This is a genomic window from Afipia sp. DC4300-2b1, from assembly GCF_049895725.1.
GTDB lineage: Bacteria > Pseudomonadota > Alphaproteobacteria > Rhizobiales > Xanthobacteraceae > Afipia > Afipia broomeae.
Window position 1 is genome coordinate 99184 of the sequence record NZ_JAFCSX010000004.1, and the last position, 14419, is coordinate 113602.

15 protein-coding genes are annotated in these 14419 nt (G+C 59.3%); 13 read left to right on the forward strand and 2 right to left on the reverse strand.

All coding sequences use genetic code 11. From position 1 onward, the window contains the following. Positions 1-256: 256 nt before the first annotated feature. Positions 257-460, reverse strand: coding sequence for a hypothetical protein (locus ACP7AL_RS17040; protein WP_425993169.1), 204 nt, complete (start codon positions 458-460; stop codon positions 257-259). 157 nt (positions 461-617) lie between these two features. Between ACP7AL_RS17040 and ACP7AL_RS17045 the strand changes: the two genes are divergently transcribed. The 8 genes from ACP7AL_RS17045 (at position 618) to phoB (ending at position 7120) form a co-directional block, all read left to right on the forward strand. Beyond that, entirely contained in the window at positions 618-911 is a 294-nt protein-coding gene (locus ACP7AL_RS17045; RefSeq protein WP_425993171.1) for a GYD domain-containing protein, read from the forward strand. A gap of 75 nt (positions 912-986) precedes the next feature. Continuing rightward, on the forward strand, positions 987-1409 hold the full coding sequence (locus ACP7AL_RS17050; protein ID WP_425993173.1) for a c-type cytochrome: 423 nt from the start codon (positions 987-989) through the stop codon (positions 1407-1409). Between the two features lie 433 nt (positions 1410-1842). Next, on the forward strand, positions 1843-2856 hold the full coding sequence (gene pstS / locus ACP7AL_RS17055; RefSeq protein WP_006019433.1) for a phosphate ABC transporter substrate-binding protein PstS: 1014 nt from the start codon (positions 1843-1845) through the stop codon (positions 2854-2856). A gap of 111 nt (positions 2857-2967) precedes the next feature. Continuing rightward, on the forward strand, positions 2968-3966 hold the full coding sequence (gene pstC, locus ACP7AL_RS17060) for a phosphate ABC transporter permease subunit PstC (protein ID WP_024921456.1): 999 nt from the start codon (positions 2968-2970) through the stop codon (positions 3964-3966). Positions 3967-3969: 3 nt separating this feature from the next. Beyond that, positions 3970-4815 (forward strand): phosphate ABC transporter permease PstA, encoded by an 846-nt coding sequence (gene pstA, locus ACP7AL_RS17065; protein ID WP_024921457.1) that lies wholly within the window; start codon positions 3970-3972, stop codon positions 4813-4815. After that, complete coding sequence (pstB, locus tag ACP7AL_RS17070) at positions 4812-5639, forward strand: phosphate ABC transporter ATP-binding protein PstB (protein ID WP_006019436.1); 828 nt, start codon at positions 4812-4814, stop codon at positions 5637-5639. The genes pstA and pstB overlap by 4 nt, the downstream gene beginning before the upstream one ends. A gap of 26 nt (positions 5640-5665) precedes the next feature. After that, a complete protein-coding gene (phoU, locus tag ACP7AL_RS17075) occupies positions 5666-6382 on the forward strand; it encodes a phosphate signaling complex protein PhoU (RefSeq protein ID WP_006019437.1) in 717 nt (238 codons plus the stop codon). Between the two features lie 27 nt (positions 6383-6409). Beyond that, complete coding sequence (gene phoB, locus ACP7AL_RS17080; RefSeq protein ID WP_006019438.1) at positions 6410-7120, forward strand: phosphate regulon transcriptional regulator PhoB; 711 nt, start codon at positions 6410-6412, stop codon at positions 7118-7120. A gap of 63 nt (positions 7121-7183) precedes the next feature. On the opposite strand, the gene arsC is transcribed toward phoB, so the two are convergent. Beyond that, complete coding sequence (gene arsC / locus ACP7AL_RS17085; RefSeq protein ID WP_425993178.1) at positions 7184-7588, reverse strand: arsenate reductase (glutaredoxin); 405 nt, start codon at positions 7586-7588, stop codon at positions 7184-7186. Positions 7589-7745: 157 nt separating this feature from the next. Between arsC and ACP7AL_RS17090 the strand changes: the two genes are divergently transcribed. From ACP7AL_RS17090 to ACP7AL_RS17110, 5 genes are all read left to right on the forward strand, one after another. After that, positions 7746-8747, forward strand: coding sequence for a LacI family DNA-binding transcriptional regulator (locus ACP7AL_RS17090; protein ID WP_425993180.1), 1002 nt, complete (start codon positions 7746-7748; stop codon positions 8745-8747). 145 nt (positions 8748-8892) lie between these two features. Continuing rightward, the gene (locus tag ACP7AL_RS17095; protein ID WP_425993182.1) at positions 8893-10374 is read left to right on the forward strand and encodes an FAD-binding oxidoreductase; all 1482 of its coding nucleotides are present in this window, start codon (positions 8893-8895) and stop codon (positions 10372-10374) included. 38 nt (positions 10375-10412) lie between these two features. Next, on the forward strand, positions 10413-11939 hold the full coding sequence (xylB, locus tag ACP7AL_RS17100; RefSeq protein WP_425993184.1) for a xylulokinase: 1527 nt from the start codon (positions 10413-10415) through the stop codon (positions 11937-11939). A 3-nt stretch (positions 11940-11942) separates the two neighbouring features. Beyond that, complete coding sequence (locus ACP7AL_RS17105) at positions 11943-12995, forward strand: ABC transporter ATP-binding protein (RefSeq protein ID WP_425993186.1); 1053 nt, start codon at positions 11943-11945, stop codon at positions 12993-12995. Positions 12996-13055: 60 nt separating this feature from the next. Beyond that, a complete protein-coding gene (locus ACP7AL_RS17110) occupies positions 13056-14381 on the forward strand; it encodes an ABC transporter substrate-binding protein (protein ID WP_425993188.1) in 1326 nt (441 codons plus the stop codon). Positions 14382-14419 lie beyond the last annotated feature (38 nt).

A 14419-nucleotide genomic window follows, 5' to 3' on the forward strand; every position in this document is an offset into this window, starting at 1 on the left:
AAATGGCGACCAGATGAGACGGCCAAGTTCACGAAAGAGCTATGCCGGGCAAACCGGGTCGCGACCTGTGGAGCAAGTATAGCGCAACCAGACAAGAATAGCACGCGCTGTTAGATCCATTGTGCATCTGCAAAATTTTTGAAGGCAAGGTGAGAAGACGTCACGCGCTTCTGTGTTCCCGATTGCATTGCGGCATTATGCGACGGCACAGCGCTCAACAAGCATCGCCTGTCCGCATGAGCCGGTCTATTGACAATCAAGCCCGGCGAGGAACATCCTCTAGTAGTAATGCCCATAGTTCAATGACACCTGCGATCGCAGCATCTTCGCTGAATTGAACCCGACCGGCATACTTGCTCTTTAAACTGCTGATGTCGGTTTCGATGTTGCGACCGGTTAAGGGGGCAAGGCGGCCAGCATTGCGATGGCTATCTTGAGGCATGCCATCCCGTGTCGACATGAGCCGTGCCCCTTAAGTCTTGTCCGTAGCCCTTGGTGTTGCTGGTGTTCGTGGCCATCATGGTTCTGGAGTCGGACTACACGTTGTTGACCCGGATCGTGTTCTTCAGGTCAGGAGCTTGAGACTGGTGGGGGCCTCGTACGTACGGAGGGCTGCCATGACGACATATATCATGCTGGCGAACTGGACTGACAAAGGCGTTCAGGCCGTGAAGGACTCGCCGCGCCGTCTGGATGCGGCGAAGCAGGCGCTCAAGGATATGGACGGTGAGTTCAAATCATTTTTCCTGACCATGGGCCAATATGACATCGTCGCAGTTTACGAAGCTCCGGACGATGCGGTTGCTGCGCGTTTCAACCTGCAACTTGGAATGATGGGAAATATCAGGACGCACACATTGAAGGCATTTCCCGAAGCCGCTTACCGGGAAATCATCAATTCGCTGGACTAACCCGCCCGGCCAACAGCTCGCTCGTTTCAGATTTGGTTTCCTCAGCCGTCTGTTTATCAGACATGGAGTGGTCGCATGCGCATTTTCGTTCTCGTCGTAGGAGCAGGGCTTCTCTCGGTTGTTCCCGCCACCGCCCAGGATGCGGCCGCAGGCGAGAAGGTTTTTGCTCAGTGCAGGGCTTGCCACCGGATCGGTGAAAGCGCGAAGAACGCCGTCGGGCCCGTGCTCAACGGACTATTCGGGCGCAAAGCCGGGACTATTGAAGGCTTCAACTACTCGGCGGCGAACAAGAACTCCGGCCTCACCTGGGATGAAGCGACCTTCCGGGAATACATCAAGGATCCAAAAGCCAAGATTCCGGGTACCAAGATGATTTTCCCGGGCTTGAAAGATTCAAAGCAGATTGACGATGTCGTCGCCTACCTCAAGCAGTTCGATTCCAAAGGAAAGAAAGCGGAGGCAGTTCCATCGGGCGTCAGGCGGGCGAGCCTGAAATAAGAGTGCTGTCCTGGTAGCTCGCTAGTTTCGCCGAGCGGGTCCAACGGTCTGCGTGCCGGGGGCAGGACGGGGTTCCTGCGTCCATGATTACCCTTGCCGGGGCATGCAGATCGTCCTTGGAGCCCTTGCTCGGTGCGGCGGTTGGCGCAGCAGATACCTGCCGCCAATCATATCCACGCACTGTCACACTCGGCTGCTTAGAAGGGAAGCGGGTAAACATGAGTGGCATCCATCGTTCTTCCGGAATAGATTATTATATATTCATCTTATAAATCAATGGCTTGGTTGTGTGTTACTGAGTGGTAAACGCTGTCACACCGCTGTCATGTGGATTTCATAAAAAGTGCAGGCTCGGCCTTCTAAGAAGGCGGCCTCGAAGCGCGATAACGATCTCGAACGGTCAGGCGCTTTGTTCACACGATGGAGAGACCCAGTGAATTTCATTAAAAAAGCGATCGTCGCTGCCGGCCTTGTCGCCGCATCGACCTCGGCCTTTGCTGCCGACATCACCGGCGCGGGTGCGACGTTCCCGTTCCCCGTCTACTCGAAGTGGGCTGACGCTTACAAGAAAGAGACCGGCAACGGTCTGAACTACCAGTCGATCGGTTCCGGCGCCGGCATCAAGCAGATTCAGGCCAAGACCGTGACCTTCGGCGCGACCGACGCGCCTCTCAAGGCTGAACAGCTCGAGAAGGATGGCCTCATTCAGTGGCCGATGGTGATGGGCGCGATCGTGCCTGTCGTGAACCTCGAAGGCATCAAGCCGGGCGAACTGGTGCTCTCCGGCGAACTGCTGGGCGACATCTATCTCGGCAAGGTCACCAAGTGGAACGACCCCGCAATCGCCAAGCTGAACCCGAAGCTGACGCTGCCGACCGATGCCATCACCGTGGTTCGCCGTTCGGACGGTTCGGGAACGACCTTCAACTTCACCGACTATCTGTCCAAGGCCAGCCCTGAGTGGAAGGCCAAGGTTGGTCAGGGGACCGCTGTTGAATGGCCCACCGGTGTCGGCGCCAAGGGCAACGAAGGCGTAGCCGGCAACGTCGGCCAGACCAAGAACTCGATCGGTTATGTCGAGTATGCCTATGCCAAGCAGAACAAGCTGACCTACACTGCGATGATCAACAAGGCCGGCAAGACCGTTCAGCCGACCGTTGCTGCGTTCCAGGCGGCGGCTTCCAATGCTGATTGGGCCAAGGCTCCGGGCTACTACGTGATTCTGACCGACCAGCCGGGCGAAGCTTCGTGGCCGATCACCGCCGCAACCTTCATCCTGATGCACAAGACCCCGGTCGACAAGGCTGCCTCCGCGGAAGCGATCAAGTTCTTCAAGTGGTCGTTCGAGAAGGGCGCCAAGATGGCTGAAGAGCTCGACTACATCCCGATGCCTGAGCCGGTGGTCAAGCTGATCGAAAAGACCTGGTCGGCTGACATCAAGAGCTAAGCAAATGTTCCGGAGGAGAGGCTTGCCTCTCCTCCGTTTTCTTGGACTACCGCTGGCGTAACGACGTGTGCGGCCGGCAACTATGTAAAGTGAATGGGACAGGGGACTAGCGTGGCAGAGATGGCGGTTCAGAGCACCTCAATGGAAGCAGCCGGACCTTACGATCGCGCAAAAGCTCTGAGCGCATTCAAGTTCGGCGACAAGGCATTCTACTGGACCACCAGGGTCTGCGCGATCGCCGTCTTGCTTATTCTCGGTGGCATTATTCTATCGCTGATCGCAGGCGCATGGCCCGCGATGAAGGAATACGGGTTTGCATTCCTCTGGACACAGCGCTGGGCGCCGTCCGCTGATCCTCCGGTTCTGGGCGCGCTTGGACCGATCTACGGCACGCTGATAACCTCGGTGATCGCGATGATTATCGCCATCCCGGTCGGTATCGGTATCGCGATCTTCCTGACCGAGCTTTGCCCGCAGTGGCTGCGCCGTCCGATCGGCATCGCCGTCGAACTGCTCGCAGGTATTCCGTCGATCATCTACGGCATGTGGGGCTTCTTCGTACTTGGCCCATTCCTGGCAAACTCATTCCAGCCTTTCATGATCCGGCTGTTTGACGGTGTGCCCGTCCTCGGCACGATTTTCGCGGGGCCGCCGTCCTACCTCAGCCTGTTCAATGCCGCGCTGATTCTGGCCATCATGGTGCTACCCTTCATCACCGCGATTTCTGTCGACGTATTCAAGACGGTGCCGCCAGTGCTGAAGGAGGCGGCCTATGGTGTCGGCTGCACCACCTGGGAAGTCGTCCGCAACGTCGTGATCCCTTATACCAAGGTCGGCGTGATCGGCGGCATCATGCTCGCACTCGGCCGTGCGCTCGGCGAGACGATGGCGGTGACCTTCATTATCGGAAACTCGTTCCGGATATCCTCATCGGTCTTTGCTCCGGGCACGACAATTTCAGCGGCCATCGCCAGCGAATTTGCGGAAAGCGACGGTCTGCATCAGTCCGGTCTCATTCTGCTTGGCTTGCTGTTGTTCGTACTGACGTTCTTCGTGCTCGCAGCAGCGCGGCTGATGCTGATGCGTCTTGAAAAGAAGGCGGGGAACTAAGTCATGAACCCGATCTATGCCTCTCGCCGCCGCTGGGACATCGTCATCCGGTTCCTGTGCCTTGGCGCAGCTGTTTTCGGCGTGACCTGGCTCGCGCTGATCCTGTTCACGCTGTTCTACAACGGCTTTGCTGGCCTGCATCTCGGTGTCTTCACCGAGAATACGCCGCCGCCCGGATCCACCGACGGCGGATTGCTGAACGCCATCGTCGGCTCGATCATCATGACGGTGCTTGGCGTCGGCATCGGCGCGCCGATCGGATTGTTCGCCGGCACTTATCTCGCCGAATACGGCAAACACGACCGCCTGACCTCGGTGATCCGCTTCATCAACGACATCCTGCTGAGCGCGCCATCGATCATCATTGGTTTGTTCGTGTATGGTGCGGTCGTTGTACCGATGGGCGGCTTCTCGGCGCTGGCCGGCACGCTGGCGCTTGCGGTGATCGTGATCCCGGTCGTGGTGCGCACCACCGAAGACATGCTTGGTCTCGTGCCCAATCCGCTGCGTGAAGCAGCATCTGCACTCGGTCTTCCGCGTTCGCTCGTCATTAAGCGTATCGCTTATCGCGCTGCGCGCGCCGGCCTCATCACCGGCGTCCTGCTGGCGACGGCACGCGTCGCTGGCGAAACCGCGCCGCTGCTGTTCACTGCGCTGAGCAACCAGTTCTTCAGTCTCGATCTGACCAAGACGATGGCGAACCTGCCGGTGACCATCAACAACTTCGTCCAAAGCCCCTACGACTACTGGAAACAGCTCGCATGGACCGGGGCTTTGCTTATCACCTTGACCGTACTTGCCCTTAACATTGGCGCGCGCATTCTCGGCGCCGAGAGGACATCGAAATGAACGAGCAGCTTTCTGTCAGCGTAGATCTTTCCCGCAGCCCCGTACCGGGTGGTATTGGCCGGCTTGATGCGCGGCCCAAGGTGACCGCGCGCGATCTGAATTTCTATTATGGCGAGCACCACGCCCTGAAGAGCATCAATCTTGTTCTCGGCGAGAACCGCGTGACCGCCTTCATCGGACCGTCGGGCTGCGGCAAATCCACATTGCTGCGCATCTTCAACCGCATGTACGACCTTTATCCCGGTCAGCGAGCGGTCGGCCAGTTGATGCTGGACTCGACCAATATTCTCGATCCGAAACTGGACCTGAATTTGCTGCGCGCCCGGATCGGTATGGTGTTCCAGAAGCCGACCCCGTTCCCGATGACGATCTATGAGAATATCGCGTTCGGTATCCGGCTCTATGAAAAGATTTCGAAGTCCGAAATGGACGGCCGCGTCGAGGCCGCGTTGAAGGGCGGCGCGCTCTGGAACGAGGTCAAGGACAAGCTGAACGCCAGCGGCCTCAGCCTGTCCGGCGGCCAGCAGCAGCGCCTGTGCATCGCACGCACTGTCGCCGTCCGTCCTGAGGTCATCCTGTTCGACGAACCTTGCTCGGCGCTCGATCCGATCTCTACCGCCAAGGTCGAAGAACTGATCCAGGAACTCAAGGAGGACTACACGATCGCCATCGTGACGCATAATATGCAGCAGGCGGCGCGTGTGTCTGACAAGACAGCGTTCATGTATCTTGGTGAGCTGGTCGAGTTCGACGACACCAACAAGATATTCACCTCGCCGACCGACCGGCGCACACAAGATTACATCACCGGCCGCTTCGGCTGACGCGCATTCGCGGGAGAAAACATATCATGGCTTCAGATCATACCGCCAAAGCGTTCGACGACGACCTTCAGGAACTCAACCGGCTCGTGGCCGAGATGGGTGGACTGGCAGAACGGCAGATCGTCGATTCCGTCGATGCGTTGATCCGGCGCGACGTCGCGCTGGGCAAGCGCGTTGTCGCGGCCGACCTCGAGATCGATAAACTGCAGCACTTGATCGAGGAACGCGCGGTGCTGACGATCGCTCGCCGCCAGCCGATGGCGGTCGACCTGCGCGAGATCGTCAGTTCAATGCGCGTTGCCACCGATCTGGAGCGCATCGGCGACCTGTCGAAGAACATCGGCAAGCGCGTCGCAGCGCTCGACAGCGATTTCCATCCGCTGAAGCTGATCCGTGGCCTGGAACACATGACCGACCTCGTTCAGTCGCAGGTCAAGTCGGTGCTCGATGCATATGCGGCGCACGATCTGCCTGCCGCGATGACCGTCTGGAAGGGCGACGAAGAGGTCGATGCAATCTGCACGTCCCTGTTCCGCGAGCTTCTGACCTATATGATGGAAGACCCGCGCAATATTGGTTTCTGTATTCACTTGATGTTCTGCGCCAAGAATATTGAACGGATCGGCGACCATGCGACCAACATCGCCGAGACGGTTTTCTACATGATCGAAGGCCAGCAGATGCTCGATCAGCGCCCGAAGGGCGATATGACGAACTTTGCAACGGCCGCGTCAGGCAGTTAATTTGTAAGACGAACTAAAGGACTTGAAATGAGCGCCCGAATTCTTGTGGTCGAGGACGAAGAGGCGTTGACCACGCTGCTTCGCTACAACCTGGATGCCGAGGGCTACGACGTCGAGACGGTTGCCCGCGGCGACGATGCGGACACCCGGCTCAAGGAGCATGTTCCCGATCTCATCGTGCTCGACTGGATGCTTCCAGGCCTGTCCGGGATCGAGCTTTGCCGGCGGTTGCGTGCACGACCCGAGACCAAGCAGATTCCGATCATCATGCTGACCGCGCGCGGCGAGGAAAGCGAAAGGGTGAGGGGCCTTGCGACCGGAGCGGACGACTATATCGTCAAACCGTTCTCGGTGCCGGAACTGCTGGCGCGTGTGAAGGGCCTGCTGCGACGCGCAAGTCCCGAACGCCTCGCGACCGTTCTCGCCTTTGGCGACATCGAGCTAGATCGTGACCGGCGGCGCGTTGCCCGTTCTGGCCGCCCGATCGACTTGGGCCCGACCGAATACCGGCTTCTGGAGTTCTTCCTGGAACACCCGGGGCGTGTGTTCAGCCGCGAGCAGCTGCTCGATGGCGTGTGGGGCCGTGACATCTATATCGACGAGCGCACGGTGGACGTGCACATCGGCCGTCTCAGGAAGCTGCTGAATCTTGGGCGCGAGTCGGATCCGATCCGCACGGTTCGTGGCGCGGGCTACGCGCTTGACGATCGCTTCGCCAAGGCTGATTCACAAAACTGAGTCGCAAGTTGCCTGACCTTCTCCTTGCATAAGCAGGGTGTTGGTCATCGGCAGCGACGTGCCTCATACAGGGTTGACGACGTCGCCGTCTTCCTTGACGAACCTGCCTATGTGCGGATTTGGCAGAACGTCGAGCACAGCCTCCGAGGGCCGGCACAGCTTGACGCCCTTAGGTGTCACGACGATCGGCCGATTGATCAGGATTGGGTGTGCGAGCATCTGATCGATCAGATCATCATCTGTCCATTTCGGATCGCCGAGCCCAAGCTCGGCATAGGTTGTGCCCTTCTCGCGCAAAAGCGAGCGCACAGAAACTCCCATCGCCGCAATGAGCTCGATCAGTTCTGAGCGGGTGGGCGGCTGCTTCAGATACTCGATAATTGTGGGCTCGATGCCGCTTTGCCGGATCATTGCCAGCGTGTTGCGGGACGTTCCGCAATCCGGGTTGTGATAGATGGTGACGTTCATGGCTGCATCCGTTAACCCGGCCAATCCGGTTTTCGACCGCTCAAGCCTTGTACGTTGACGGCCGGAATGCGTCGAGTCCGGGCCTTGCGCTTGCTTGTTTTATAGAGCCTCCAAGTCTACGCTCGCCGCGCGAACGCCGTTTGGGATGCAGGAATCGATGAGGCCGAGACTAGCCGATGTTGCACGTATGGCGGGGGTCGACGTATCCACCGCTTCGCGGGTGCTGCGCGGCGAGGAGAGCCAGCGCATTCGTCCGGAGACGCGAGAGCGGATTCTCGAAAGCGCTCGTAATCTGGATTATTCACCAAATACGCTCGCGCAGGGTTTGCGGACGTCACGCAGCCGGACGCTCGGTCTCATCGTTCCGCAACTCGATAACCCGGTGTTTGCGTCTGCCATTCGCGGTGCCGAAAAATCCTCTGCACGGCATGGCTATTCGTTGCTGATTGCACACCGGGAATCGGGCGCGACCGACGCCGTCTATCACCGTCTGTCGCATGGCAACCGCGCCGACGGGCTGCTGGTCGCGAGCCTCGACGATGACGCCCTGTTGCGCGAAGAGCTTGAATCGACCCATACGCCATTCGTGCTGCTCAACCGGCAACTGTCGGGCAGCCCTTATTGCGTCGTGCTCGACAGCCGCGCCGCTGCGGCAATGGCCGTCGATCATCTGGCGCAGATGGGTCACAAGCGGATCGCACATCTTGCGGGCCGTCCCGGCGGGTTCAACGCCGGCGAACGACTGGCCGGATATCGCGACGGATTGAAGCGGCACGGTATTCCGTTCGATCCGAAGCTGGTCGCCGTTGCTGGATACACGGCGGAGGGCGGTGCGGATGCGATGCGCAGTCTTCTTGCACTGAAGCCGACGGCTGTTCTTGGCGCCACGCTGGTCACCGCAGCGGGTGCGATGGCTCTGTTGCATGAAGCGGGTCTGCAAATTCCGCGCGACATATCGGTGATGGGCCTGCACGATGCGCCGGTTGCGACAATGCTTTATCCGCAATTGACGTCGGTGAAGATGCCTACGGAGTTGATGGGTGAAATTGCTTCCGATCTTCTGATCGACCTTTTGAACGGCGGTACGCCGCGACCGGTCGCGCCTCTCGCGCCAGACGGTCTGGTCATCCGCGCTTCCACAGGCCCAGCCCCGCGCTAAATTTTAACTTGACCGCAGGGGCCGTTTGTAAGACGTTTGAACAAACGATTGTGCAAGCCATTTGTTCAATCACGAGAAAATATAGTGCGATCAGGGGAGTGCGCCGAGTGAGCGTGGCGAATTTGGCCTCTGAAAAGGGGCTGTCATGACTGCAACCACCATCGCCGCCGTGCGCGAAACCGATCGTGTCGATGAAAGCCTCGTCTCTGCTTTTGGGGCAATCGTCGGTAATGACAACGTTCTAGCATCATTCGATCAGCGCCTCGGCTATGCGCGCGATCGCCTGCCATTCGCTGTTTTCCGCGAGCGCGCCGGCACTCTCGCCGGAGCGGTGCCGCGTCTCGTTGTGCGTCCAGCGAACGGGGATGAGATTATTCGCGTCGTTCAGCTTGCCAGGTCGCGGAATACTCCGATCATTCCATACGGCAACGGCTCGGGTGTTCTGGGCGGCGCGATTCCGCTCGGCGGTGAGATCATGCTGGACACGCGCCGGCTCGATAAAATCGTTTCGATCAACCCGACCGATGCAGTCGTGACCGTGCAGGCGGGCATGAACGGCGCCGAGTTCGAGCGTCAGCTCAATGAAGCCGGATACACGTGCGGTCATTTACCGCAGTCGATCGAGATTTCCACCGTCGGCGGCTGGCTCGCCTGCCGTGGTGGAGGACAGGCCAGCAGCCGTTATGGAAAGATCGAGGACATCGTTGCCGGTTTGAAAGCCGTGCTGCCGGATGGCACGCCGCTTGAAGTGCGCCCGGTTGCGCGGCGCTCGGTCGGTCCGTCAATCCGAGATCTGATGATCGGCGGTGAAGGTGCCTTCGGTATTATTACTGAGGCCACGCTGCGAATTTGGAAAAAGCCTGAGATCGAGCGCGGTGTTGTGCTGGCGTTTCCGACGCAGCAGGCGGCTTGGGACTGCGCGCGGCTCATTATGCAAGCAGAACTGCGCCCGGCCGTCGTGCGGCTTTACGATCGGGTTGAGAGCGATGAGCGCACTAAGGACATCGCATTGTTCAAGACCAGGCCCTATCTGGCCATGATGATGTTCAGTGGCAGCGAGCCGCTGGTCACAGTCGAGCAGGATATGGCGCTGGCGATCGCCAAGGAACTTGGCGGCGAAATCGGGCCTGATGCTCCGTTTCACCATTGGAAGGAAAACCGCTACGTCGCTTACTCGCAGAAGTGGCACGATGCGGGCTATTTCAATGACACCATTGAGGTGACCGGTAACTGGTCGGCAATCCCCGCTATGTATGACGCGATCAGCAACGCTGTACGCAAGATTCATCCGGGCGTTCATTTCGGCGCGCACTGGTCGCACGTCTATCCCGAAGGCGCATGCCAATACATGACGATCCGCCTGCCGCCGATGGCAGATGAGGTAGCGCTGCCGATCCACGCCAGACTTTGGGATGCGGTGCAGGAACTGACGCTCGATCACGGCGGCTCGATCGCGCATCATCACGGCGCTGGCTTGTTCAGAAATCCATGGATGCAGCGCGAACTCGGCGCGGGTCTCAATGTGCTCCAGACAATCAAGGATGCGCTCGATCCCGCCAATCTCCTGAATCCCGGCAAGCTAGGTTTGCGTCCGGGGCCGAACGCGAAAGACATTCGCCGTGATTGACAGGACGCGCGGCGGCGCGGCATTCGGGGAGGGTGCGCATGGCTGTGTCTGATCCTCTCCTGGTCGGCATCGATCTCGGTGCGGGCTCGCTCAAGATCAGCATCATCAGGAGTGATGGTTCGCTGGTCAGCGAGGCGTCCGCACCCGTCGCGACATCGTCGCCATATCCGGGCTGGAGCGAGCAGAACCCTGATGACTGGTGGTTGGCGGCTTGCGATGCATTACGTTGTGGTTTGAAAGCGTCCGGGCGCCCCGCGTCCGATATCGCCGCGATTTCGTTCTCGGCCGGCGCTCACACGCAGGTGCTCGAGGATGCCGACGGCCACGTGATCCGCCCCGCGATTTTATGGAACGATCAGCGCAGCCGCGAGGAGACGCAGCAGCTTCGCGACAAGGCTGACGCGCGTATTCTGGAGATCGGGGCCAATCGCGCCAACCCGACCTGGACGTTGCCGCAGATGCAGTGGCTGCGCACGCATGAGCCGGAAGCGTTCGCGCGTGTCAGGCGGCTTTATGTCGCCAAGGATTGGCTGCGCGCGCAATTCACCGGTACTTGGGAGACCGATACTATTGATGCTCTGGGCACTCTGATGCTGGATGCACAGAAGGTAGAGTGGTCGAAAGAACTGTGCGACATGATTGGCTGGCCGATGGCAACATTGCCGCCGATCGTCAAGCCGAGCGCCATTGTCGGCAAGGTGACGGCGAAAGCTGCGCAGGCGACAGGCCTGGCGGAAGGCACGCCGGTGGTCTGCGGCACGTCCGATACCGCAGCGGAGACCTTTGGCGCGGGCATGGTGCGCGAGGGGATGGGGGTCGTGAAGCTCGCGACCGCCGCGACAGTCAATGTGCTGTCGCCCAAGGCCCAGCCAGACTTCTCGCTGATCAATTACTATCATGTCGTGCCGGACCACTGGTACGTCATTGCCGCTACCAACTCCTGCGCGTCCGCGCACAAATGGCTGCGCGATACATTCTTCCGCCGTGACGGTGAAGACGGCAGCGCAGTTTTCGATGCCATGGATACCCGAGCATCTGCGGTGCGGCCAGGCGCAGAGGGATTGTTCTTCCATCCTTATCTGAATGGCGAACGCAGCCCTTACTGGGACCCGCTGCTGCGGGCGGATTTCGTCGGTGCAGGCTTCAACCACGGCGGCGGCCATTTTGTCCGCGCGCTCTACGAGGGCGTGGCCTATTCCCTGCGGGATTGTCTTGAGGTCATGAAGTCCAAGGGTCTTGGATTTTCGACGGCGCGCTTGACGGGTGGCGGCGCGCGCAGCGCCTTGTGGCGACAGATCGTCGCCGACGTGCTGAACATCACGGTTGAACTGCCAGCCGTCGCTGATGCCTCGTATGGCGCGGCATTGCTGGCAGGCGTCGGCATTGGCGTTTTCAAGGATGAGCGTGCGGCGGCCGATGTCGTTCAAATCGTATCGCGGGCGGTGCCGGATCCGGCCCGGACCGCTGTCTACGATCAGGGTTTTCCGATTTACCGCGATATTCAGAAGGCGCTCGCGCCGATCAATCATCGCATCCACGGTTTCGTGGCCGGTCAGAACAAGTGATGCATGTCAGAGATTAGGCTCGAAAAGGTTCGCAAGGCTTACGGTCCGGTTGTCGCCGTTCACGGCGTTGATCTGACGATTCGCGACGGTGAATTCGTGGTGTTCCTCGGGCCATCAGGCTGCGGAAAGTCGACAACGCTGCGCATGATGGCGGGCCTTGAGGAAATTACCTCAGGCAAACTCTTTATCGGTGACCGCGATGTTACCGCGCTGGAGCCGAAAGATCGCAACATCGCCATGGTGTTCCAGAACTACGCACTCTATCCGCACAAGACGATTTACGAGAATCTCGCCTTCGGTTTGCGGATGCGAAAGATGGATCCTGCGCAGATTGACATGCGGGTCCAGCGCGCAGCAAAGATGCTGGGTCTTGATGAATTCCTGAAGCGTAAGCCGAAACAGCTTTCGGGCGGCCAGATGCAGCGCGTCGCACTCGGCCGTGCGCTCGTGCGTGAACCTGAGGTGTTTTTGCTGGACGAGCCGCTGTCGAACCTGGACGCCAAGCTGCGTGTCCGGATGCGAGAGGAAATCGCGCGCCTGCACCAGGAAGTCGGCACCAGCATGGTGTATGTGACCCACGATCAGGTCGAGGCGATGACGCTTGCCAATCGCATCGTCATCATGCGCGACGGTCACGTGCAGCAGGTTGGGGCTCCGCTCGAAGTTTACGATCGCCCCGTGAATCTGTTTGTGGCGGGATTTATCGGTTCGCCGGAAATGAATCTCGTCGAAGGACGAGCATCCAATGGCGTGTTCGAGAGTGGTGCGCTGCGGGTTTCTCTGCCCGAGCAATACCGAGCGGCCAACGAGGATGTCGTGCTCGGTATCCGGCCCGAACATATCGCACTTGGCGAGGGACCCGACGCGCTGGCATTTGAGGTCGGCGTCATCGAGCAACTAGGAGCTCAGACACTGACGATCGGAGAAGTGAGCGGGGCTCGTCTGCGTATTCTTACCGACCGTGTCGATAACTGGAAGTTCGGCCAACGAATTCCCGTCCGGCTGCAGGCTGGACGGCTCCACCTGTTCTCGAAGTCAACGGGGCAGCGACTTTAGACGACCAAGAAACCAAAATGAACGTTCACAACAGTGAAATTTCTAGGGGAGACAAGGGAAATGGCTAAAGACGGAATATCGAATATCGATCGCCGTACGCTCATCAAGGGAGCGGGAGCAGTTGGCGCGGGTCTTGCCGCAGGCACGCTCGGCGCACCGGCGGTATGGGGCCAAGGCAAGAAAACCATCCGCTTCCTGAACACCGAAACTTCCATCGACAGCATTCGCGCGCTCAAAGTTGCCTGTGCCGAGTATGAGCGGATGACAGGCACGCAAGTCATTGTTGACTCGGTGCCGCTTGACGATGCCTTCACCAAGGTGACGACGTCTCTGCGCGGCGGTCAGCCCTATGATATCGCGACATTCGCATTCGTCGGTCACGTTCTGCTGCTGCAGGCCGAAGGGCATTTGATGCCGCTGACCGAACTGACCAGCAAGCACAAGTGGGGACCGAAAATTCTCTTCCCCATCAAGAATGAGGTCTACTGGTATCCCTACGACTACAATCTGGCCTGGATCTACTATCGCAAAGATCTCTACGAGAAGAAGGGCTTGAGCGTCCCGAAGACCTGGGCCGAGATGCTGAAGAACTCACAGGCGCTGAACGAGGATGGCCGCTCAGGCTCGCTGTTCCCGATCGGCAGCAACGGCGCGACCAACTGGCTGTCGCCGGGCTTCATGTGGGCCGAGGGCGTCAAGCTTTTCGACGACAAATGGAATGTCTCCATCGACAACGCGGCGAACGCTCCGAAGGTCGCGGCCTATCTCGATTTCTTCGCCGACCTTTACAAGACCATGCCGTCGGGCACCAGCCAGGCGAGCTTCGGCGAGGTTCTCTCCAATTTCTCCTCGGACAAGGTCGGACACACTGCCTATGCGGGCCGTATCATTGAAGCGTTGGAGCGCACGTCGCCGGCTCTCGCGACCAAGTACGGTATCACGCCGTACATGGACAGCGCAGGGAAGGCGAAGGCCGTCAACCACGGCTATGACGGCTGGGTTGTGCTGAAGACGCCGAACTCCAGTGAATCGATGAAGTTCATGAAATGGTTCACCGAGAACCAGTATATCAACTTCCTGCACACCGCGCCGCTGCACTTCCAGCCGCCACGCCTCGACGTCTACGAGGACGCGCGCTGGCGCGCCCACCCGCTGATCGAGAAGCACAAGGATGCGGTGGAGACGATGAAAAATTTCATCGTCGACAAGTCGATGATCCTGACGTCCGTCGACACGGAAGGCCCGGCGCCGGACCTGCGTCCGGGTAAGGTGTTCGAAGGCTTTGTGATCCCCGAGATGTTGCAAAATCGCGTCTTGAAGAACATGCCGGCGACCGAATGCGTCAAGGCGGCTGGAGACAAGATGCGCAAGCTCACGGCATCATAAGAAACGCGTGTGCCAACTGCTCGGCCGGATGCTCCCGG